The 19,530-nt window shown below is 71.5% G+C and carries 18 protein-coding genes; 9 read left to right on the top strand and 9 right to left on the bottom strand.

Translation table 11 applies throughout. The features are described 5' to 3' along the window. The first annotated feature begins 176 nt into the window (after positions 1-176). The 4 genes from GC203_RS19640 to GC203_RS19655 are packed head-to-tail and all read left to right on the top strand — an operon-like array spanning position 177 to position 4,072. Positions 177-1,043, top strand: coding sequence for a xanthine dehydrogenase family protein subunit M (locus tag GC203_RS19640; RefSeq protein ID WP_293458166.1), 867 nt, complete (start codon positions 177-179; stop codon positions 1,041-1,043). Continuing rightward, positions 1,040-1,528, top strand: a complete 489-nt coding sequence (locus tag GC203_RS19645) for a (2Fe-2S)-binding protein (RefSeq protein ID WP_293458168.1) — start codon at positions 1,040-1,042, stop codon at positions 1,526-1,528. Before GC203_RS19640 ends, GC203_RS19645 begins: the two co-directional genes overlap by 4 nt. Further along, entirely contained in the window at positions 1,525-3,813 is a 2,289-nt protein-coding gene (locus GC203_RS19650) for a xanthine dehydrogenase family protein molybdopterin-binding subunit (protein ID WP_293458170.1), read from the top strand. Before GC203_RS19645 ends, GC203_RS19650 begins: the two co-directional genes overlap by 4 nt. 13 nt (positions 3,814-3,826) lie before the next feature. Then, on the top strand, positions 3,827-4,072 hold the full coding sequence (locus GC203_RS19655; RefSeq protein ID WP_293458172.1) for a MoaD/ThiS family protein: 246 nt from the start codon (positions 3,827-3,829) through the stop codon (positions 4,070-4,072). Positions 4,073-4,148: 76 nt separating this feature from the next. Here the strand turns inward: GC203_RS19655 and GC203_RS19660 are convergent, their stop codons facing one another. Beyond that, entirely contained in the window at positions 4,149-5,198 is a 1,050-nt protein-coding gene (locus GC203_RS19660) for a zinc transporter ZntB (protein WP_293458174.1), read from the bottom strand. 52 nt (positions 5,199-5,250) lie between these two features. After that, positions 5,251-6,159: a LysR family transcriptional regulator gene (locus tag GC203_RS19665; protein ID WP_293458176.1), complete on the bottom strand. Its 909-nt coding sequence runs from the start codon at positions 6,157-6,159 to the stop codon at positions 5,251-5,253. A 101-nt stretch (positions 6,160-6,260) separates the two neighbouring features. Between GC203_RS19665 and GC203_RS19670 the strand changes: the two genes are divergently transcribed. Both GC203_RS19670 and GC203_RS19675 read left to right on the top strand, forming a co-directional pair. Beyond that, on the top strand, positions 6,261-6,866 hold the full coding sequence (locus GC203_RS19670; RefSeq protein WP_293458178.1) for a glutathione S-transferase N-terminal domain-containing protein: 606 nt from the start codon (positions 6,261-6,263) through the stop codon (positions 6,864-6,866). A gap of 1 nt (position 6,867) precedes the next feature. Continuing rightward, positions 6,868-7,785 carry a pyridoxamine 5'-phosphate oxidase family protein gene (locus GC203_RS19675; RefSeq protein WP_293458180.1) on the top strand — a complete coding sequence of 306 codons (918 nt, stop codon included), beginning with the start codon at positions 6,868-6,870 and terminating at the stop codon, positions 7,783-7,785. Here the strand turns inward: GC203_RS19675 and GC203_RS19680 are convergent. From GC203_RS19680 to GC203_RS19690, 3 genes are all read right to left on the bottom strand, one after another. Next, positions 7,710-8,513, bottom strand: a complete 804-nt coding sequence (locus tag GC203_RS19680) for a 3-hydroxybutyrate dehydrogenase (protein WP_293458181.1) — start codon at positions 8,511-8,513, stop codon at positions 7,710-7,712. The two genes, GC203_RS19675 and GC203_RS19680, sit on opposite strands and share 76 nt — an antisense overlap. 2 nt (positions 8,514-8,515) lie before the next feature. Continuing rightward, positions 8,516-9,313 carry a peroxide stress protein YaaA gene (yaaA, locus tag GC203_RS19685; protein WP_293458182.1) on the bottom strand — a complete coding sequence of 266 codons (798 nt, stop codon included), beginning with the start codon at positions 9,311-9,313 and terminating at the stop codon, positions 8,516-8,518. A 201-nt stretch (positions 9,314-9,514) separates the two neighbouring features. Then, positions 9,515-10,924 carry an FAD-binding oxidoreductase gene (locus GC203_RS19690; RefSeq protein ID WP_293458184.1) on the bottom strand — a complete coding sequence of 470 codons (1,410 nt, stop codon included), beginning with the start codon at positions 10,922-10,924 and terminating at the stop codon, positions 9,515-9,517. Between the two features lie 138 nt (positions 10,925-11,062). Between GC203_RS19690 and GC203_RS19695 the strand changes: the two genes are divergently transcribed. Further along, on the top strand, positions 11,063-11,674 hold the full coding sequence (locus GC203_RS19695; RefSeq protein ID WP_293458186.1) for a nuclear transport factor 2 family protein: 612 nt from the start codon (positions 11,063-11,065) through the stop codon (positions 11,672-11,674). Here GC203_RS19695 and GC203_RS19700 read toward each other — a convergent pair. Genes GC203_RS19700 through GC203_RS19710 form a run of 3 tightly spaced genes read right to left on the bottom strand, consistent with a single transcriptional unit; the run spans position 11,671 to position 14,508 of the window. Continuing rightward, complete coding sequence (locus GC203_RS19700; RefSeq protein WP_293458269.1) at positions 11,671-12,552, bottom strand: L-threonylcarbamoyladenylate synthase; 882 nt, start codon at positions 12,550-12,552, stop codon at positions 11,671-11,673. The genes GC203_RS19695 and GC203_RS19700 overlap by 4 nt on opposite strands. A 17-nt stretch (positions 12,553-12,569) precedes the next feature. After that, on the bottom strand, positions 12,570-13,901 hold the full coding sequence (locus GC203_RS19705) for a YceI family protein (protein ID WP_293458188.1): 1,332 nt from the start codon (positions 13,899-13,901) through the stop codon (positions 12,570-12,572). A gap of 4 nt (positions 13,902-13,905) precedes the next feature. After that, a complete protein-coding gene (locus GC203_RS19710) occupies positions 13,906-14,508 on the bottom strand; it encodes a YceI family protein (protein WP_293458189.1) in 603 nt (200 codons plus the stop codon). A gap of 164 nt (positions 14,509-14,672) precedes the next feature. Here GC203_RS19710 and GC203_RS19715 point away from each other — a divergent pair, with 164 nt between their 5' ends. Both GC203_RS19715 and GC203_RS19720 read left to right on the top strand, forming a co-directional pair. Then, positions 14,673-16,415 (top strand): acyl-CoA dehydrogenase, encoded by a 1,743-nt coding sequence (locus tag GC203_RS19715; protein ID WP_293458190.1) that lies wholly within the window; start codon positions 14,673-14,675, stop codon positions 16,413-16,415. Positions 16,416-16,488: 73 nt separating this feature from the next. Further along, the gene (locus GC203_RS19720; RefSeq protein WP_293458192.1) at positions 16,489-18,360 is read left to right on the top strand and encodes an ATP-binding protein; all 1,872 of its coding nucleotides are present in this window, start codon (positions 16,489-16,491) and stop codon (positions 18,358-18,360) included. Here GC203_RS19720 and GC203_RS19725 read toward each other — a convergent pair. Beyond that, complete coding sequence (locus tag GC203_RS19725; RefSeq protein ID WP_293458194.1) at positions 18,348-19,529, bottom strand: amidohydrolase family protein; 1,182 nt, start codon at positions 19,527-19,529, stop codon at positions 18,348-18,350. The genes GC203_RS19720 and GC203_RS19725 overlap by 13 nt on opposite strands. Between the last annotated feature and the right edge of the window lies 1 nt (position 19,530).

Consider the following 19,530-nt stretch of genomic DNA (forward strand, 5'->3'; position numbering starts at 1 on the left):
CCGCCCCCTGGCGCCGACGCACATCCGCGCCCATCTCTAAGGGACGTCCACAACAGATGCCCCCACGTCAGCCCCAGGCGCCGTCCGCGATCTGCGCGGTTGACCGCCGCGGAGACGGCGACGCATCGTTGAGGGTGTAACGGGGTTTTCGAAAAACAATCACCTGGAGGCGCCCCTTGTCCCAGCTTGCCTACCTCGCGCCGTCCAGTCCGGAAGAGGCCGCCAAAGCCTTGGCCGCGTCCGGCGCACGTCCGCTCTCCGGCGGCACCGACCTCCTGGTCCAGCTGCGCTCGGGCCGGACCAGCCCCAGCCTGATCGTCGACCTCAAACGCATCGCGGGCGCGGTCGGGATCCGCGAGGAGGCCGGCGGCTTCGTCATCGGCGCCTCCACGTCCGGCGCCGTGCTGGGCGAACACGCCGGCCTGCTGCGCGCTTGGCCCGGCGTGGTCGAGGGCGCGAACCTGATCGGCTCCACCCAGGTGCAGGGCCGCGCCAGCCTGGCCGGCAACCTCTGCAACGCCTCACCCGCCGCCGACGGCGTGCCGGCCCTGGTCGCAGCCCGCGCGACCTGCGTGATCGTGGGCCCGAACGGCCGCCGCGAGGCGCCGGTCGAGTCCATCCCTGCCGGCCCCGGCAAGACCAGCCTGGCGCCCGGCGAGTTCATCCTGGAGTTCCGCCTGCCGGCCCGTCCGCCGCGAGCCTCCGACGCCTACCTGCGCCTGACCCCACGCACCGAGATGGACATCGCCGTCGCCGGGGCGGGCGTGAACCTGGTGCTGCATGAGGACGGGACGGTGGCCGAGGCTCATGTGGCCCTGGGCGCCGTCGCGCCGACGGTGTTGCACGTCGAGGCCGCCGGGGCGGCGCTCGTCGGAACGCGGCTGGAGGACGAGGCGCTGGCCGCGCTCGCCGCCGCCGCCCAGGCCGCCTGCAAACCCATCAGCGACAAGCGGGGCACCGCCGAATACCGCACCAGGATCGCCGGCGTGCTCGCCCGGCGCGCCGCAGTGATCGCCTACCAACGGGCGGGAGGACAGCGTTGAGCAAGATCCACGTCACCACGACGGTCAACGGCGACCCGGCCGAGTTCCTGGCCACGCCGGGCATGACCCTGCTCGACGCGCTCCGCGACGAGCTCGGCCTCACCGGCGCCAAGGAGGGCTGCGGTTCCGGCGACTGCGGCGCGTGCAGCGTCATCGTCGACGGCCGCCTCGTCTGCTCCTGCCTGATGCTCGCCGCCGAGGCCGAGGGCCAAAGGGTCGAGACCATCGAGGGCATGGCCCAGAACGGCCAACTGCATCCGCTGCAGCAGAAGTTCCTGGAGCACGCCGCCCTGCAATGCGGCTTCTGCACGCCGGGCCTGCTGATGGGCGCCAAGGCCCTGCTCGATTCCAACCCCGACCCCACCGAGACCGAGGCGCGCTACTTCCTCGCCGGAAACCTCTGCCGCTGCACGGGCTACGACAAGGTCATCCGCGCCGTCTTGGACGCCGCCGCCGAACTCCGCCAGGAGAGGACACCCGCATGAGCGAGACCCTCGAACGCCCCGCCGCCAAGGCCGATCTACAGGTTGTCGGCACCCGCCCGATCCGGCCCGACGGCGCCGACAAGGTCACCGGCCGCGCCGCCTACGGCGCCGACTTCAACATGCCGGGTCAACTCGTCGGCAAGGTGCTGCGCAGCCCGCACGCCCACGCCCGCATCGTCTCGATCGACGCCAGCAAGGCCAAGGCCCTGCCCGGCGCGAAGGCGGTTGTCACGGCCGCCGACTTCCCCGACCTCGCCTCCGAGGTGCTGGAGGGCGGCGAACAGGCCTCGAACCTGCGCGATCTGTCGCTGAACGTCATGGCCCGCGGCAAGGCGCTCTACCATGGCCACGCCGTGGCCGCCGTCGCCGCCATCTCGTCCGAGGTCGCCGACGAGGCGCTCTCGCGGATCAAGGTGACCTACGAGGTCCTGCCGCACGTCACCGAGGTCGAGGCCGCCATGGCGCCCGACGCCCCGCTGCTGCACGACCACCTCTTCACCGAGGGGCTGGAGGCGCGGCCCGATAAGCCCTCCAACGTCGCCCGCCGCCATCGCAACCTGCGCGGCGACCCCGAGGCCGCCTTCGCCGACGCCGACGTGGTGGTCGAGGGCCGCTACGTGACCCCGCCCGTCCACCAGGGCTACATCGAGCCCCAGGCCTGCGTGGCCGCCTGGGCCGAGGACGGCCGCTGCGACGTCTGGAGCTCCAGCCAGGGCCAGTTCATGGTCCGCACCTATTGCGCCAAGGTGCTGGGGGTCGAGATTTCCGACATCCGCGTGACCCCCGCCGAGATCGGCGGCGGCTTCGGCGGCAAGACCACCGTCTACCTCGAACCCCTGGCGCTCGCCCTGTCGCGCGCCAGCGGCCATCCGGTGAAGATGGTGATGACCCGCGAGGAGGTGTTCCGCGCCACGGGCCCGACCTCGGGCTCGGTCATGAACGTGCGCTTCGGCGCGAAGAAGGACGGCACGATCACCGCCGCCGAGGTGGAGCTGAAGTTCCAGGCCGGCGCCTTCCCGGGCTCGCCTGTGGGCGCGGCCTGCATGACCGCGCTCGCCTGCTACGACGTGCCGAACTTCCTGATCACCGGCTACGACGTGGTCAACAACACGCCCAAGGTGGCCGCCTACCGCGCCCCCGGCGCGCCGATCGCCGCCTTCGCCGTGGAGAGCGCCATCGACGACCTCGCCCGCGCGCTTTCGATGGACCCGATCGCGCTCCGCGAAAAGAACGCCGTGCGCGACGGGACCAAGGCCTCCTACGGGCCCACGTACCAGAACATCGGCTATGTCGAGACGCTCGCCGCCATCCGCGACAGCGAGCACTACAAGGCCCCGCTCGGGCCCAACCAGGGCCGCGGCGTCGCGGTGGGCTTCTGGTTCAACGTGGGCGGCGAAAGCACGGCGGCGGTCAACATCGCCGAGGACGGCAGCGCCGTGGTCGTCACCGGCAACCCCGACATCGGCGGCAGCCGCGCCTCCATGGCCATGATGGCCGCCGAGACGCTCGGCATCCCGGTCGAGCGGGTCCGCCCGATGGTCGCCGACACCGCCTCCATCGGCTACTCGATGCTGACCGGCGGCAGCCGCACGACCTTCGCCACCGGCATGGCCGTCGTCCAGGCGGCGGAGAAGGTCATCGCCGACCTGAAGGCCCGCGCCGCCAAGCTGTGGGACGTGCCGGCCGACCAGGTGGAATGGCGCGGCGGCGAGGCCATCTGCCTCGACCCCAAGGCCGACAAGAAGCCGCTGACGCTCGAAACCCTGGCGGCCCAGTCGGCGCGCACCGGCGGCCCGATCGCGGCCCAGGTCTCGATCAACGCCCAGGGCGCCGGCCCCGGCTTCGGCGTGCACCTGTGCGACGTCGAGGTCGATCCCGAGACCGGGCAGGTCAGCGTCGTGCGCTACACCGCCGCCCAGGACGTGGGCCGGGCCATCCACCCCAGCTACGTCGAAGGCCAGGTGCAGGGCGGCGTCGCCCAGGGCGTCGGCTGGGCGCTGAACGAGGAATACATCTTCGACGCCCAGGGCCAGATGGAGAACCCCGGCTTCCTCGATTACCGGATGCCCGTGGCCTCGGACCTGCCGATGCTGGACGCCATCCTCGTCGAGGTGCCGAACCCGCGGCACCCCTACGGCGCCAAGGGCGTGGGCGAGGTGCCGATCGTGCCGCCGCTGGCGGCCGTCGCCAATGCGCTGCGCGGGGCGACCGGCGTGCGCATCCCGGCGCTGCCGCTGTCGCCGCCCAAGGTGCTGGCCGCCCTGGATGGCGCCAAGGCGGGCTGACCGGACGGTTCCGATGGCGCACGTGGTCGCGGGCAGCGAATGCTGGGCCTTCACCGGCGGCGCCTCGGAGTTCGACATCGAGGCGTCCACCGTCCGCGACCTGATCCAGGCGCTGGACGCCCGCTTCCCCGGCCTGGGCGAGTTCATCGACCGGCGCATGGCCTTCGCCATCGACGGCGAGATTCACCAGGACGCCTGGTTCTCGCCGATCGGCCCGAAGAGCGAGGTCTATCTGATCCCCAAGATCGGCGGGGGCTGAGCCCGGCCTGGAGCACGTCTTTCGACTTGCAGGCCTTCTGATCCCTCACGACGCCTCATCGTGAGGGGGAAGGCCTCTAGAACCACTTCAGCTTTCGGAAGATCAGCAGCTGGGCGACGAACACGGCGGCCAGCAGCGCCACCGTCACCCAGAACCCGTCGCTCGCGTTCGCGCCGGGAATCCCGCCGACGTTGACGCCCAGCAGCCCGGTCAGGAACCCCAGCGGCAGGAAGATCGCCGCCACCAGCGACAGCATGTACATGGTCCGGTTCGTCTGGTCGGCCGCCCGGTTGTTGAGGTCGTCCTGCAGCACCAGGGCGCTCTCCTTCGAGACATCGAGGTCATCGAGGTAGCGGCGGAGCTTCTCGACCGTTTCGTGCACGTCGCGCCGGTTGGCGTCGGTCATCCAGGCCGGCGGTGTCTTCAGCAGTTGCAGCAAGGCGTCGTGCTGCGGGGTCATGTAGCGCTTCAGCGCCAGGCAGTAGCGGCGGATCTTGGCGATCTCGGCCAGGGTCGCGCGGCTGTCGCGGCCCGACTCCATGTCTTCGAGGTCGTCGATCAGCTCGTTGATGTCGACGATGGTGGGGCTCATCTTCGCGACCATCTGCTCGATCAGCTCGGTCACCAGATCGCCCGACGTCGCCGGGCCCCGCCCCGCGTCCAGCATCCCCAGGACGTCGCGCGGCGACTGCAGCCGCCGCCGGCGCAGCGACACGACCCGGCCCGCGTCGGCCCAGATCTGCATGGCGATCATGTCCTCGGGCTGCGCGCCCGGGTTCATGTTGACCCCGCGCAGGATCGTCACCAGCCCGCCGCCCTCCAGATAGACGCGTGGCCGCGTCTCGTTCGACGTGAGCGCCTCGACGGTGACCTCGGGCAGGCCGAGCCCCCCGCGCAGGAAGGCCGCCGTGTCCGGGTTGGTGCGGTCGAGGTGCAGCCACAGCACCTCCCCCTTCGCGCCGGGCGTCCATCCGGGCGCGTCGGCCCAGGCGATCGGCCGGCCGCCGCCCTTGCCGTCGAGCACGCGGGCGAACAGCAGCGCGCCGCTGGCCCCGGGATCGGCGTCGGTGGGGTCGTCATGCGCCTGCGCCGTCAGGCCCGGCGATACGTCTATGGGGGTTGGCATGTCGGCGTCTCCTCGGGCGGCCCGCCAGTCTAGCCCCTTGACCGCGTCGCGCTCAAAGGCTCCCGGGCCGGGCGTCCCGGCCGCCGACAACGGCCAGCCGCCCCAGTTCGCCGGCGGCGAAGTCGAGGAAGGCGCGCACGCGGGCCGGCATCAGGCGCGTGGTGGTTGTGACCAGCTGCACCGGAATGGGCCCGGGTTCGAACGGCTCCAGCAGCCGCACGAGGCGGCCGTCGGCCAGCTCTTCAGCCACCTGGTACGAGAACACCCGCGTTACGCCTCGGCCAGCTACGGCCTCGGCGACGACGGCCTCGATGGCGTTGATCATCAGCCGGGGCTTCAGGCGCACGACCTCGCCGCCGAAGCGCCACTCGGGCGGGCCGGGCTGGCTGCTCGAATGAACGATCTCGTGGTCGGCGAGGTCGCCCGGACGCCCGGGCGTCCCGCATCGCGCCAGATAGCCGGGCGCCGCCACGACCAGGCGGCGCACCTCGCCCACCCGCCGCGCAATCAGGCCCGAGTCCGACAGCGCCCCGATCCGCACCGCCACGTCGAGACCCTCGTCCACGAGATCGAGGTTGCGGTCGTTCAGCACCAGTTCGGCGGTCACGCCCGGATGGGCGTCGAGGAAGCGGGCGAGCACCGGCGCCGCGTGGCGGCGGCCGAAGACCAGCGGCGCGCTGATCCGCAACGCGCCGCGAAGCGGCCCGGCCTCCTCCCGCGCGATGGCGGCCTCGTAGCCGGCGAGCACCCCGCGCGCGTCGTCCGCCAAGCGCCGGCCGGCGTCGGTGACCGACAGCTTGCGTGTGGTCCGCTCGACGAGCCGCGCGCCGACCCGGGCCTCCAGCGCCGAGAGGGTGCGCGTCACCGCTGGCGGCGAGCGCCGCAGCCGCCGCGCCGCTCCGGCGAGGCTCCCGGCGTCCAGCACCGCCAGGAAGGTCTGCAGCTCGTCCAGCCGGTCCAATCGTTATTCCAAGAATTGGAAGAGTGACTTCCGCTTGTGGCTCATTCTGGTCGGCATGCGCAATGGCTAGCTTTGGGGCTCACCGCAACGAGGACCCTCGAATGACCGCTCGTCTCCGTCTCCACGGCATCCCGATCTCGGGCCACGTCCACAAGGTGGAACTGTTCCTGCGCCTGCTCGGCCTCGACTACGAGTACGTCGAGACGTCACGCGATGTGTGGACCGCCGACGCCTTCACGCGCCTCAACCCGCTGCATCAGATTCCCGTGTTGGAGGACGGCGACTTCGCGCTGCCCGACTCCAACGCGATCCTCGTCTACCTGGCCCTGCGCTACGATCCCGACGGGCCCTGGCTGCCGCGCGATCCGGTCGCCGCCGCCCAGGTGCAGCGCTGGCTGTCGATCTCCGCCGGCGAGATCCGCTTCGGGCCGGCCCGCGCGCGGGTGATCCAGCTCCTGGGCGGGACGGGCGACCTTGCCGCGGCCCAGGCCATCGCCCAGGCCCTGCTGGCGGTGATGGATGCGCACCTCACCGGCCGCGCCTGGCTGGTGGGCGAGACGCCGACCCTGGCCGACCTCGCCTGCTATCCCTACATGGCGACCGCGCCGGAGGGCGGCGTCGACCTCGAGCCCTTCCCGGCCGTCCGCGCCTGGATCTCCCGGCTGGAGGCCCTGCCCGGCCTCAAGCCCATGCCCAGGGCCGCCTGACATGGACGATGGACCCTTCCACGTGGGCGAGTTGCGGGCGCAGGCTCTGGCCGGCGTCGAAGCCGCGGGCGGCGGGTTCGGCGTGCGCCCCTTCATGCCGGATCAGCACCGCCTGTTCTTCGCCCAGTTGCCGTTCGCGATCGCCGCGACCGTCGACGAAGCCGGCGCGCCGGTCGCGACGGTGCTGGCCGGCGGCGAGGGCTTCATCGCCAGCGTCGACCCGCAGAGCCTGGCCATCGCCGCGCGCAGTGCCGATCCATCGGGCCGCGAGTTCGTGACGGGCCGGCCGTTCGCGCTGCTGGGGATCGAGCCCCACACGCGCCGCCGCAACCGCGCCAACGGAACCATCGCCTGGATGGGCGAGGAAGGCCTGCTGGTCCGCGTCGACCAGAGCTTCGGCAACTGCCCGCAGTACATCCACCGCCGGGTGCTGGAGCTCAAGCCGGTGACCGAGTCGGCGTTCGAGTCCTTCACGGGCCTGGACGCCGACGCGCGCGCCCAGGTCCAGGCCGCCGACACCTTCTTCGTCGCCACCGCCAGCGGGTCGGGGGTGGCGAAGGGCGGTGTCGACATCTCGCACCGTGGTGGGCCGGGCGGCTTTGTCCAGGTCGACGGCGACACGCTGCTGATCCCCGACTACCGGGGCAACCACTACTTCAACACCCTGGGCAATCTGCTGCTGGAGCCGCGGGCCGGGCTGCTGTTCGTCGACCTCGACGCCGGCCGGCTGTTGCACCTGAGCGGGACCGCCGAAATCCTGTGGGACCGGACCGATCTGCTCGGCGCGGAGCGTGTGTGGCGCTTTCGGGTGGGCGGCGGCTGGCGCGGGCCCTCGCCGATCGCTCAGGCGGCCGTCCAGCCGCCGTCGGCCGTCAGCGCCGCGCCGGTCGTGGAGGCGCCCAGGTCCGAGACCAGGTAGAGCAGCATCCCCGCAAGGTGGTCGTACTCCACGAACGCCTTGTTGGGCTGGGCGGCCAGGATCACGTCCTCCACTACCCGCTCGCGCGGGATGCCGCGGGCCTTGGCCTGGTCGTCGATCTGCATCTCCACCAGCGGGGTCTTCACATAGCCTGGGCAGATGGCGTTCACGGTGATGCCCTGGCGGGCCACCTCCAGGGCGCACGACTTGGTGAAGCCCACCACCCCGTGCTTGGCCGCCACATAGGCCGACTTGAACGGCGAGGCGACGAGGCCGTGGGCTGAGGCGATGTTGACCACCCGTCCGCGCCCCTGCGCCTTCATGATCGGCAGGGCGTGCTTGGTGGCGTGGAAGGCCGACGACAGGTTGATGGCGATGATCGCGGCCCATTTCTCGTCGGGGAACTCGTCGACGGGCGCGACGTGCTGGATGCCGGCGTTGTTGACCAGGATGTCGAGCCGCCCCAGCTCGGACTTCGCATAGCCGATCAGGTCGGCGATCTCGGCCGGCTTGGTCATGTCGGCGGCGTGGTAGAGCACCCTGGCGCCGGACGCCGCCTTGGCCTCCATGGCCGCGCGGTCGGCCTCGATCTTCGCCGCGTCGCCGAAGCCGTTCAGCACCACGCTGACGCCCTGCTCCACGAGCGCGGTCGCCATGGCCTGGCCGATGCCGCTGGTCGAACCGGTGACGACGGCGACCTGTCCTTCGAGGTGATAATCCACGGCCATGGTCAGGCGCCCTTTCTGGCAAGCGCGGCCGGCGGGGGCTGGGGCCGCATGAACACATATTCCTCGTCCGACGACCGATCGGCGACGAAGCGGTAGCCGTCGCGGTCGAAGGCCCGGAGGTCTGCGGCCCGTTCGATCCGCTCGTCGATGGCGAAGCGGGCCATCAGGCCGCGCGCCCGCTTGGCGTAGAACGAGACGATCTTCGCCTGGCCGTCCTTCTCCTCGAGGAACCGGCAGGCCACCACCGGCAGCTTCAGCGCCTTGCGGTCGACGGCGCCGAAGTATTCCTCGCTGGCGCAGTTCACGAGCGTGCGGTCCTTGTGGTCCTGGGCCGCCGCATTCAGCGCCTCCGCGATCCGCCCGCCCCAGAAGTCGTAGAGCGACTGGCCGCGCCGGGTCTTGATCCGCACGCCCATCTCCAGGCGATAGGGCTGAATGGCGTCGAGCGGCCGCAGCACGCCGTAGAGGCCCGACAGGATCCGCACGTGGTCCTGCGCCCAGGCCAGGGCCTTCTTATCCAGCTCGCGGGCGCGCAGCCCCTGGTAGACGTCGCCGTTGAAGGCGAAGGCCGCCTGCAGTCCGTCGTCCGATTCCGGATCGAAGACCTGGAACCGCTCGCGGTTCAGCTTCGCCAGGTCGTCCGACAGCGACATCATCCGCTTCAGGTCGACCACGCGCAGCCGCTTGGCGGTCTTGGCCAGCTCGGCCGTCTGGTCGCTCATCTGCGGCGTGCTCAGCGGGGCGTCTTGCGGCGCGGCGGCGAAGCTCAGCGCCTTGGCCGGGGAAAGCACGATCAGCATCGGGGCTGCATAGCCACCCCTGACGGGCGGCGCCAGCGGCTCGCAGCGTTTGCGCACAGGGATTGGTGGTTCGCACCGCACATCGCCGTCATCCCAGGCCTTGTGCTGGCATCCCTCTCGAAGCCGCCTCGCTTGCGACAAGTCGGAAACCGGACGTTCGGCCGATAGAGGGATCCTCGCCACCAGGGCGAGGATGACGATTCAGAAGAGGACGCGCGGGTTCAGGATGCGCTTGGGGTCCAGCGCGTGGCGGATCGCCCGCTGGGCGGCCAGTTCCGCCTCGCTCTTGTAGCGCGCGCCCTCGGCCGTCTTCATCGCGCCCAGGCCGTGCTCGGCGCTGATCGAACCGCCCAGCCGATGGACGATGTCGTGGACGATCCGCGAGCCCGCGTCGCGGCGCGCCGAATGCTCGGCGTCCGAACCGCCGTCCGCCCGCAACACGTCGTAGTGGATGTTGCCGTCGCCCACGTGGCCGAAGGCGGCGATGCGCGCGCCCGGCGCGAAGGCCGCCATCGCCGCCGTCGCCTCGGCCAGGAACGCCGGCACCTGGCTGACCGGCACGGCCACGTCGTGCTTCCAGGTGGCGCCCTCGGGCTTCTGGGCCGGCGACTGGTTCTCGCGGATCGCCCACAGCGCCTTGGCCTGGGCGTCGGTCTGGGCGACGACGGCGTCGCCGATCAGGCCCGCCTCCATCCCCTCGGCGAGGAACCGCTCCATGGCGGCCTCGGCCGCACCGGCCTCCGCCGCCTCGAACTCGGCCAGCACGTACCAGGGATGCGGCCGGGCCAGCGGGTCGCGGGTTCCGGCGATGTTGCGCAGGGCGAAGTCGATCCCCAGGCGGCCCATCAGCTCGAACGCCTCGACCGCCCCGCCGGCCGTCTCCTTGGCCCGCGCCAGCAGCGCGATGGCGTCCTTCGGGTCGCCGATCCCCAGGAACGCCACCGCCCGTGACGGCAGGATGGGGAACAGCTTGAGGCTGGCGGCGGTGACCACGCCCAGGGTGCCCTCGGCCCCGATCAGCAGCTGCTTGAGGTCATAGCCGGTGTTGTCCTTGCGCAGGCGCTTCAGCCCGTTCCAGACCTCGCCGTTCGGCAGCACGGCCTCCAGGCCCAGCACCAGGTTGCGGGTCGTGCCGTAGCGCAGCACCTGGGTGCCGCCGGCGTTGGTCGAAACCACCCCGCCCACCGTGGCCGAGCCTTCCGACGCCAGGCCCAGCGGGAAACGGCGGCGCGCCTCGGCGGCGGCGGCGTGGACCTCGGCCAGGGTCACGCCGGCCTCGGCCGTCAGGGCGTCGTCGAAGGCGTCGACCTCGCGGATCGCCTTCATGCGTTCGGTCGAGAGCAGCACTTCGCCCTGCGGGATCTGACCGCCCACAAGGCCGGTGTTGCCGCCCTGGACGGTGATGGCCTGGTCCGCCTCGAAGCAGAGGCCAACGACCGCGGCGACCTGGTCGGTGGTCTTCGGCAGCGCCAGGAACGGCGTCGTCCCCATCCAGCGGTCGCGCCACTCGACCAGCTTGGGCGCGATGCGCTCGGCGTCCTCGCTCCAGCCGCCCGCGCCCAGCACGGCCTTGAGGCGCGAGACGAGATCGGCGGGAACGGGCGCGGTCATGGGCGCAAACCTAGGCCCGCGCAGGCGTGTCCGCCAGGGGCGCGGCGCAGCCGGGGGCAGCCCGCTCGCGCTGCCGGCTTCCGAACCGCTCGAAGACCTTCTATTACTTAGAGAGCTAAGATTTTGGGAGGAACACGGATGGCGGATGACGTGGATGTCCAGGCGCGGCTCCAGGCCCTGGAGGACCGGCAGAAGATTGCCGACCTGATCGCCGACTACTGCCGCGGCGTGGACCGCGGCGACGACGCGCTGCTCCGCTCGACCTACTGGCCCGACGCCGTCGACGACCACGGCGCCGGCGACAGCCCCGCCATGGCGTTCTGCGACCGGGTGCTGCCGATCCTGCGCGACAGCTGCCTGTCGACCATGCACCTCGTGGCCAATTCACGCGTCGAGCTGGCGGGCGACCAGGCCTTCGGCGAGACCTATGTGATCGCCTACCACGTGCTGACCTCGGCGCGGGTGCTGGACACCTTCATGGGGGCCGAGGCGGCCCAGGCCGTGCGCGAGGCGTTCCCGCAGGCCGCCGCCGGCGGCGGGCCGTTCGACTACAACGCCGGGGCCCGGTTCCTCGACCGCTTCGAGCGGCGAGGCGGCGAATGGCGCTTCGCCCACCGGCGCGTGGTGTTCGACTGGGCCGAGGCGCAGCCGGGCTCGGTGGCCTTCACCCACATCAACCGGACGCGCGGCCGCAAGGACGGGGCCGACCCGTCATACGCCCTGTTCGCGGCTCTCGCGGCCGCTAGCTAACCCACGAACCCGGCCGCCCGGCGCAGGCGGTCGTTGATGGCCTCGCCGAGGCCCTCGCCTGGGATCGGAGCCACCGCGATGCCCGCCGCGCCCGAGCGGTCGGCGGCGCGCAGATAGGCGAAGAGGTTGGCGGCGGCCTCCGCCAGGTCGCCCGCGGGGCTGAGGTTCAGGTCCGGACCGCCCAGCGCGCCGAAGCCGATCCAGGCCTCGCCGGCGCGTGGCTGGGTCGCGTCCAGCCGCACGGGCAGGTCGGGCGCGTAGTGGCGGGCGAGCCGTCCGGGCGAGCGCTTGGCGTCGTCCTCCGCCTCGGCCAGCGGGCCGATCACGGCCTCGATCTGATCCCGGGTCACGGCGCCCGGCCGCAGCAGGCGGGCCGCGTCCAACAGGCCGACGACGGTGGACTCCAGGCCGACGGCGCAGGGACCGCCGTCCAGGGCCGCGCCGGCCGCCGCGCCCGTCTCCTCCATCGCGTCGGCCAGCGTCGTCGGGCTGGGCCGCCCGGAGCGGTTCGCCGAGGGCGCCACCAGCGGCCGTCCTACCGCCTCGATCAAGGCGTGCGCGAGCGGGTGGCCCGGCGCGCGCACGGCCACGGTGTCGAGCCCGGCGCGGGCGAGATCGCAGACGGCGGCGGTGTCGGCCACGGGCAGCACCAGGGTGAGCGGGCCCGGCCAGAAGCGCGCCGCCAGCGCCTCTGCGCGCGGGTCGAAGCGGGCGATCCTCCGCGCCATGGCCACGTCGGACACATGGGCGATCAGCGGGTTGAAGGCAGGCCGGCCCTTGGCCGCGTAGACGGCGGCGACGGCGCGGGGGTTCGCCGCATCGGTCGCCAGGCCATAGACGGTCTCGGTCGGCATCAGGACGAGCCCGCCCGCGCGGATCGCCCGCGCCGCGGCGGCTACTTCTTCTGCGCCTTCAGCGAGATGCTCACGCTCACCTTGGCCGGGATCTGATCGGTGTTCCGCCACTCGCCCTGTCCGACGCCGAAGGCCGTCCGGTCGAGGCTGGTTACACCGCTGACCTCGGCCCTGTCGCCCGTGATCTTCAGGCGGAACGGCAGGTCGAGCGGCCGGCTGACGCCGCGCAGGGTGAGCCGGCCGTGGGCGACGAAGCGGCCCTCGCCGGTCTTCTCGAAGCGCGTGGCGGTGAACGTGGCCTTGGGGTGGGCGCCCGCATCGAACCAGTCCTCGGTCGGCAGGCTGGCGTCGCGCTGCTCGTCGCCGGTGTTCACCGAGGCGAGGTCGATGGAGACGCTGACCTTCGACGCGGCGAGCGCGTCGGGGCCGAAGGCGATGTCGGCCGTCCAGCGGTCGAAGCGGCCCTGGATGGCGTCGCCGCTCCAGGAGGTGGAGAAGCCGACCGTCGAGCCGGGCAGCACCTTCCAGGCCGGGGCGATCGCCGGCTGGGCGGGTTCGGGCGCCGCAGGAGCCGGCGCGGCTGCGGCCGGCTCGGGCGACGCCGGCGTCTCCACGGGAGGCGGAGCCGGGTCGGCCGGCGCCAGGGCGGGCGCTTCGGCCTCCGCCACGGCGGGCCCGGGCGGCGGGCCGGCGGCCATGTGCGGAAGCGGCGGATGGACGGTCCGGCCGAAGGCGATCACGGCCACGAAGCCCAAGACGATCGCGGCCAGCCACGGCTCGGCCCAGCGGCCGTTCTTCGCCCCGGGCGCCATGCGCGACAGGATCGGCTCGTCGCGGCTGAAGAGCTGGTGCTTGAGGGCGCCGGCCACGTGGAGGCCCAGCAGCACGTAGCCGAACTTGATGATCACCGAGTGGCCCGTCTCGCCGATCTCGTGCCAGACGTGCTTGGCCGGCGCGGCGAGGTCGGGCAGGCCGGGCAGGTGCGGCCAGGGGACCACGCCGAAGAGCAGGGTCGGGATTTCGATACGGCTGGCCGAGACCATGATCCAGCCGGTGAGCGGCATGCCGATCATGACGACGTAGAACGCCCAGTGGACCACAGCCGACAGCCAGCGCTCCCAGAGCGCCAGGCTCGCGGGCTCGGGCGGCGGCGGCTTGAACAGCCGCCAGGCCAGCCGCGCCAGGCTGAGCAGCAGGACGGTGATCCCCACCGATTTGTGCAGCTGGACGACCGCGAAGGCCTCCGGCGTCCGGCCCTCCATGCGGCCGGCCAGCGCCACCTGAAGCACGATCAGGGCGGCGATGGTCCAGTGCAACAGGATGGCGACAAGGGCGTATCGTCGGCGTTCGGCGCCGGGCGCGGGTTCGCTCATCCGGCTACTTCTTCACGAACTCCACCTCGAACACCAGATCGACATTGTCGCCGGCGAACGGTCGCGCGGCGGTGACGCCGAATTCCGAGCGTTTGATCGTCCCGGTGCCCGAGAAGCCCATGCGGGTGCCCGCGCCGAGCAGGCCCGGGCCCACGCCGTTGAACGTCACGTCCAGGGTCACGGGCTTGGTCACGCCGTGGAAGTTGAGATCGCCGGACAGCTCGCCGTGACCTTCGCCATCACTGGTCAGGCCCGTCGAGGTGAACTGGATCACCGGATATTTGTCGGGCTCGAAATAGCCCGCGACCGTGCGGTTGAAGCCGTTGTTCTCGGTGTCGATCGATTTGGGATCGACCGTGATCGCGACCTTGGTGTCCTTCCAGTCGGCGGGGTCGTAGGTGAAGTCGCCGTCCAGGCTGTTGAACCGCATGGTGTAGTGCGAGAAGCCGCCGAGGTGGTTGATCCGCACCAGCAGGCTGGCGTGTCGTGGGTCCAGCTCGTAGCGGCCGGCCGGGACGTCGACGGGATTACGGCTGGTGGGGTCGGCGGCCGCGGCCGTCGACGCCAGAAGCACGACCGCAAGCGCGGTTGCGGAACGGTGCAGCATCGGAGCCTCCCCTTCGTCGTGATGACCCATGATACGCCCAAGCATGGCGGTTCGGGGGCGGAAGACCTGCGCGGGCGTCGAGGTTTGCTCACAACCTCGGCCCGAACCGGTTTCCCCTTGGGCGCATTGCGCTCTAGAACGCAGCCGAAACTGAAGAGGCGCCCATGACGTTCCGCGCACCGGTCCGCGACCTGGCCTTCGCCCTCAAGGCGATGGGGCATTCCGACCTGCTCGCCCAGGCCTATCCGGATCTCGACGAGGACACCGTCCAGGCGGTGCTGGAGGCCGCCGGCGCCTTCGCCGACAACGAACTGGCGCCGCTCAACCGCAAGGGCGACCAGGAGGGCGCGCGCTACGAGAACGGCAAGGTGACCGCCGCGCCGGGCTTCGCCGAGGCCTATCGCGCCTTCGTCGAGCAAGGCTGGAACTCGCTGAGCGCCGACCCCGCATATGGCGGCCAGGGCCTTTCCAAGGCCATGGAGCTGGCGGTCTTCGAGATGGTGCACGCCGCCAACATGGCCTTCGGCCTCTGCCCCATGCTGACCCAGGGCGCCATCGAGGCGCTGACCCTGCACGGCACCGAGCGGCAGAAGCGGCTCGTGCTGCCCAAGCTCGTCTCCGGCGAATGGACCGGCGCCATGTGCCTGACCGAGCCCCAGGCCGGCTCGGACCTGGCGGCCCTGACCTCCATCGCCCGGCCGGATGGGAACGGCGGCTACCGCCTGTCGGGCCAGAAGATCTTCATCACCTGGGGCGACCACGACGCGGCCGACAACATCTGCCACCTGATCATCGCGCGCACGCCCGACGCCCCGCCGGGGGTCAAGGGGATCAGCCTGTTCCTCGCGACCAAGTATCAGGTGAAGGACGACGGCTCGCTGGGTCCGCGCAACGACTTCCGGCCCGCCTCCATCGAACACAAGCTGGGCATCCACGGCTCGCCCACCTGCGTGATGCTCTACGAGGACGCCCAGGCCGAACTGGTGGGCGAGCTGGGTCAGGGCCTGGCCCATATGTTCGTGATGATGAACGCCGCGCGCCTGCAGGTGGGCGTCCAGGGCGTGGCGATCGCCGAGCGGGCGTTCCAGCAGGCGCTGGCCTTCAGCCAGGAGCGCAAGCAGGGCCGCGCCGCCTGGGGCGACGACGGCATGATCTACGGCCACCCGGACGTGCGCCGCAGCCTGATGCTGATGAAGGCCAAGATCGAGGCGGCGCGCGGCATCTGCCTGACCACCGGCGTCCTGGCCGATGTCGCCCACAAGGCCGCCGACGAGACCGTGCGCGCCGCCGCCAAGGCGCGCCAGGAGCTGCTGACGCCGATCGCCAAGGCCTGGTCCACCGACGTGGGCGTGGAGGTCGCCTCCATGGGGGTGCAGGTGCACGGCGGCATGGGCTTCATCGAGGAGACCGGGGCGGCCCAGCACTACCGCGACGCCCGCATCGCCCCGATCTACGAAGGCACCAACGGCATCCAGGCGATCGATCTCATCGGCCGCAAGGTGCGGGCGAACGGCGGCGAGACCATGCGTGCGCTGTGCGCCGAGATGGCGACGACGGCGCAGGCGCTGGCCGACGCGCCGGGGCTGGCCCCCGTGGGCCGCCGCCTGGCCGTGGGCGTCGCCGCCCTCGAACGGGCGACCGACTGGCTGCTGGGCGCGTCCAACGACGAGGCGCTGACCGCCGCCACGCCGTACCTGAAGCTGGCGGGCGACGTGACCGGGGGCTGGATCCTGGGCCGCCAGGCCCTGGAGGCGGCGGGGAGCGACGATCCCTGGCTGGTCGCCAAGGCCGCCACGGCGCGGCTCTACGCCAGCCAGGTCCTCAGCGTTTCGCCGGGTCTCGCCGACAGCCTCGGCGAGGGCGCCGACGATCTGGAACAGACCTTGGCGACGGCTCTCGCTGGCTAGTTGCACACATTCCCGCGATACGGGTAGCGGCGTTCTCCGGAGATTCATCTTTGCCGCCTAGCGTAGCTAGGTCATGGGTCAATCCGCCGCAGTCTTCAGCGATCCCACCTCACGGGTGACGGGCCTGATCGGCGCGGACGCGAATCCCTACCAGCTGAGCCTGGCCGGCATGGTGTTCCCGCTCTGGGCGCACCTGGTCTTCAACGGCGTGGCCGCCGCGAGCCTGGCCCTCATCGGCCATCCCGTCGCCGCCGCCATCCTGGTGTCCTGCACCACGGGCTTCGACGCCATCCAGCAGGTCCTTCTGCGCCGCTGGCTCGCGCGCAGCGCCGGCCTCGACCCCGGCAAGGGGCTCCGACGCCTGGGCCTGCTCTGCATGGTGCGGGCGAGCATCTACATCGCGCCGGCGACGACGCTCGTCCTGCGCCACCAGGGGGTCCTGGAACTCGCGTTCTTCGGGCTGCAGTTCGCATCGCTGCTGGTCGTGGCGATGGGCGCCAGCGCCCTGTCGCGCGCGGTGTTCTGGGGCTTCGTCACCCCGCTGGTCGTCGCGGCCGCAGTGATCGGCCTGGCCCTGTTCCCGCCGCTCGTGGCGACGGGCATGACGCTGAGCCTGGCGTCGCTGGTGGTCCTGCTGGCGATGATCTCGCACAGCACCACCACGGCGATCTCCACCTGGCACGCCGCGTTCAACGCCAACGTCAAGATGGTGGACGACCTGCAGGCCGCCCGCGACCACGCCCTGGCCGAGCGGGCCGAGGCCGACACCGCGCGCGAGGCGGCCCGCCACGCCGACCGGGCCAAGTCGAACTTCCTCGCCACCATGAGCCACGAAATCCGCACCCCCATGAACGGGGTGCTCGGCATGGCCCAGCTCCTCAAGCGCGACGAGACCGAGCCCAAGCAGATCGACCGGCTCGACGTGCTGATCGATTCCGGCGAGTACCTGCTGCAGATCCTCAACGACATCCTGGACGTCTCCAAGATCGACGCGGGCAAGCTCGAGATCAACCCGGCGCCCGAAGACCCACGGGCCCTGCTGGAGCGGCTGGTCAGCTTCTGGTCGGCGCGCGCCGACGAGCGGGGCGTGCGGCTGGCGCTGGAGATCGCCGACGAGACGCCGCGCGCGCTCGTGTTCGACGCGCTGCGCGTGCGCCAGATCCTGTTCAACCTCGTGGGCAACGCCCTGAAGTTCACCGAATGGGGCGAAGTGGTGGTGAGCGCCGCCGTGCGGCCGCACGAGGACGCCGAGCACGTGCGCCTGCACCTGGCCGTGCGCGACACCGGCCCGGGCATCGCCGAGCACCACCTGCCGCACCTCTTCGACCGGTTCTCCCAGGTGGAGGAGGCCGAAGCCCGGCGCTTCGGCGGCACCGGCCTGGGCCTGGCGATCGTCAAGCAGCTCGTCGATCTGATGGGCGGACAGGTTTGGGTGGAAAGCGTCCTGGGCGAGGGCTCGACCTTCCACGTCGAGCTGCCGCTCGCCGTCGCCGACGCCGCGCCGGCGCCGGCGGAACACGAGCCCAACGAGCCTCACGCCATCGCGCTGGAGACCCTGCGGGTGCTCGCCGTGGACGACAATGCGGTGAACCTGCTGGTGCTGGAGCAGTTGCTCGCCAGCCTGGGCCTGGCGGTCGACAAGGCCACGGGCGGCGTCGACGCGCTCGCCGCGCTCGCCGAGACGCCCTACGACCTCGTCCTCACCGACATCCAGATGCCCGAGATCACCGGCATCGAGGTGCTGCAGCGCCTGCGCGCGACGCCCGGCCCCAACCAGTTCGCCCCGGTGATCGCGCTCACGGCCGACGTGACCTCGGGCGGCCGCCAACGCTATCTCGAACTGGGCTTCACCGAGCACAGCGCCAAGCCGATCCAGCTCCAGGAGCTATTGAGCGCCGTGGTCCGCGCCGCGGCCGCGCCCCGGGCGGACGATCAGGCGGCCTGAACCTCCGGCAGGTCGTGCAGGGCCGGATCGAGCCCCGCTCCCATCAGGTCGATGAAGTTGTCGCGGTAGAACGCCCGCTTCGCCGCCTCGCTCGCCCCCGCCAGGTTGTCGTTGAACCGCTTGAGCGGATTGCGACCACCCTCGACGTGCGGGAAGTCGGACGAGAACAGCACCATCTCCTGGCCGGCGTTGGCCATGATCCAGGCCACGTCCTCGTGCGGATAGGGCGTCACGCGCAGCTGGCGGCGCAGGATCTCGCTGGGCGTCGCCGAGAGCTTCTGCAGCCGCGCCTCCTTGCCGAAGGCGGCGCAGCCGGAATCCAGGAACTTCATCAGGCTGGGCAGCCACGAGGCGCCCAGCTCGATCGCGCCGAACTTCAGCCGCGGGAACCGGTCGAACACCCCGTCGATCACCAGGGCCGACAGCGTCTGCCAGACCGAGAGCGGAATCGCCATGAAGGTGAGCGAGGTGAAATTCTCGTCCCCGCCGTGGAAATCCTTCACGAACGGCAGGCCGTTCTCCAGGTAGTCCCGGCTCATCTTCTCCTCCCCGCCCACGTGGAAGAGGATCGGAACGCCGGCGTCCTGGGCCACCGCCCAAAGCGGGTCGAGCTCCACATGGCTCGGCGAGAAGCCCGGCGGATGGCGCGAGGGGATCACCAGGGCCTTCGCGCCCAGGGCGATGGCCTCGCGGGCGATCCTCGGCGCGGCCGCCCTGTCGATCAGCGGCACGTAGCCGGTGGCGAGCAGGCGGCGGTCGGCCGCGCAGAACTCGGTCATCATGCGGTTGTGGGCGCGGGCCGCCTCGAGGGCCAGTTCCGCCTCGCCCATCTGCTCCAGGCCGAAGTTCGAAAGGCAGGCGGTGGTGAAGACCAGCTGGCTCGCGAAGCCCAGGTAGTCCAGCGTCTTCGGCCGGTCCTCGGCGACGAACGCCCCCAGGGCCTCGTAGTTCTTGCGCAGCAGGATGTTGGCCTCGGCCCCGGCGCGGAACTCGGGGTCGCGCTGCTTGTCGGCCGCCTTGGCGAACCATTCGGGCAGCACGTCCTTGCGGCCGGTCTTCTCCACGAAGGCGTCGCGGAACCGGGGTTCGATGTAGCGGTTGATCGTGCCCGGCAGCTCCATGATGTGGCTGTCGGCGTCGTGCACCGTCTGGCCTTCGACGTAAGCCATG

The sequence above is a fragment of the Phenylobacterium sp. genome (assembly GCF_016124325.1).
Lineage (GTDB): Bacteria > Pseudomonadota > Alphaproteobacteria > Caulobacterales > Caulobacteraceae > Phenylobacterium.

What these genes read in the sequence shown, in the direction of transcription:
- GC203_RS19650 (WP_293458170.1), top strand. Translation starts at nt 1,525, where the DNA reads ATGAGCGAGACCCTCGAACGCCCCGCCGCCAAGGCCGATCTACAGGTT.
- GC203_RS19655 (WP_293458172.1), top strand. Translation starts at nt 3,827, where the DNA reads ATGGCGCACGTGGTCGCGGGCAGCGAATGCTGGGCCTTCACCGGCGGC.
- GC203_RS19660 (WP_293458174.1), bottom strand. Translation starts at nt 5,198, where the DNA reads ATGCCAACCCCCATAGACGTATCGCCGGGCCTGACGGCGCAGGCGCAT.
- GC203_RS19670 (WP_293458178.1), top strand. Translation starts at nt 6,261, where the DNA reads ATGACCGCTCGTCTCCGTCTCCACGGCATCCCGATCTCGGGCCACGTC.
- GC203_RS19675 (WP_293458180.1), top strand. Translation starts at nt 6,868, where the DNA reads ATGGACGATGGACCCTTCCACGTGGGCGAGTTGCGGGCGCAGGCTCTG.
- GC203_RS19680 (WP_293458181.1), bottom strand. Translation starts at nt 8,513, where the DNA reads ATGGCCGTGGATTATCACCTCGAAGGACAGGTCGCCGTCGTCACCGGT.
- yaaA (WP_293458182.1), bottom strand. Translation starts at nt 9,313, where the DNA reads ATGCTGATCGTGCTTTCCCCGGCCAAGGCGCTGAGCTTCGCCGCCGCG.
- GC203_RS19690 (WP_293458184.1), bottom strand. Translation starts at nt 10,924, where the DNA reads ATGACCGCGCCCGTTCCCGCCGATCTCGTCTCGCGCCTCAAGGCCGTG.
- GC203_RS19695 (WP_293458186.1), top strand. Translation starts at nt 11,063, where the DNA reads ATGGCGGATGACGTGGATGTCCAGGCGCGGCTCCAGGCCCTGGAGGAC.
- GC203_RS19705 (WP_293458188.1), bottom strand. Translation starts at nt 13,901, where the DNA reads ATGAGCGAACCCGCGCCCGGCGCCGAACGCCGACGATACGCCCTTGTC.
- GC203_RS19710 (WP_293458189.1), bottom strand. Translation starts at nt 14,508, where the DNA reads ATGCTGCACCGTTCCGCAACCGCGCTTGCGGTCGTGCTTCTGGCGTCG.
- GC203_RS19715 (WP_293458190.1), top strand. Translation starts at nt 14,673, where the DNA reads ATGACGTTCCGCGCACCGGTCCGCGACCTGGCCTTCGCCCTCAAGGCG.
- GC203_RS19720 (WP_293458192.1), top strand. Translation starts at nt 16,489, where the DNA reads ATGGGTCAATCCGCCGCAGTCTTCAGCGATCCCACCTCACGGGTGACG.
- GC203_RS19725 (WP_293458194.1), bottom strand. Translation starts at nt 19,529, where the DNA reads ATGGCTTACGTCGAAGGCCAGACGGTGCACGACGCCGACAGCCACATC.